A 954-nucleotide genomic window follows, 5' to 3' on the forward strand; every position below is an offset into this window, starting at 1 on the left:
CCCTCAACACCAGCAGTTTTGAGGTCATTTTTAATAGCCATCATATTGGCATAGGTGATCCCATTTCCCTTGGTACCAAAGGATACCTGTTTTAGATCTGGTTGAGAAAGCTGTTCTTTGACATAAGACTCCTCCATATCCAGATACTTATGGAAAATTTCAGCTACCTTATTAAATTGAGAATCCTCTACATAGAGAATTTTGCCTGTTGCTGACTTGTAGGTCTTATCAATAACGGCATAGATATTATACGAAGTCGCATCCTCTGCAATAGGCGTTCCATTACGATCGTAGATGGTTCCCCGTTTTGCAGGAATCGTCTTGGTTGTTTGGTGAACCTTGTTGGCTTCTTGAACCAAGTCCTTACCAAATTTTTTACCCGTTCCGATGATGACCGCAAAGTTGACCAAAAAGACAGCGAAGAGTATGACAGCCAATAAACTCAGGCTTTTCCCTACTCTTCGGCGATTTTCTTCTGGAGATTTACGGTTACGAACGGCATAACGGATGATTTTTTCTTTCCACTGTTTCATTTCTTACTCCGCTGCTCGGATATTTTCGTTATTCAGCTGCAAATCTTTAGAGTTTGCAATCTCTTTCAAACGTTCTGAACGAATCAATTCATTGACCTCTTGCTTGGCATCATCTAGCTCGGTTTTCTTTTCTTCGATTTGAGCATTGACCTTGGTAAATTCATTCTGAACTTGTAATAGCTTGGTCTGCATAAACACAACGCTAATTGCCAGGATAATCATTGTTGCAGCAATCGAAACATAGAAGGCCTTTTCCACACGTGAAAAACCTTTAAATTTCGTTTGCAATAACTGGCTTGTTTTTTCGATTCTTTCTGCCATGTTTTTCCTCTTACTTGTGAATTTTTCTAGCCACGCGCAACTTGGCTGAATGCGAACGATTGTTGGCTTCTAGCTCTTCGGCACTTGGCAAGATTGGCTT

2 protein-coding genes and 1 pseudogene are annotated in these 954 nt (G+C 40.6%); all 3 read right to left on the reverse strand.

Translation table 11 applies throughout. The features are described 5' to 3' along the window. Nucleotides 1-533 (reverse strand): annotated as a pseudogene (locus GMD1S_RS11220) (penicillin-binding protein); the annotation flags it as partial. A gap of 3 nt (nt 534-536) precedes the next feature. Next, nucleotides 537-854, reverse strand: coding sequence for a cell division protein FtsL (gene ftsL, locus GMD1S_RS11225; protein WP_000840794.1), 318 nt, complete (start codon nt 852-854; stop codon nt 537-539). A 10-nt stretch (nt 855-864) separates the two neighbouring features. Continuing rightward, the coding region (gene mraW / locus GMD1S_RS12080) for a 16S rRNA (cytosine(1402)-N(4))-methyltransferase (protein WP_008283798.1) at nt 865-954 on the reverse strand (90 nt) is incomplete at its 5' end.

This window comes from Streptococcus sp. GMD1S, assembly GCF_000296875.1.
In the GTDB taxonomy this organism is placed as follows: domain Bacteria; phylum Bacillota; class Bacilli; order Lactobacillales; family Streptococcaceae; genus Streptococcus.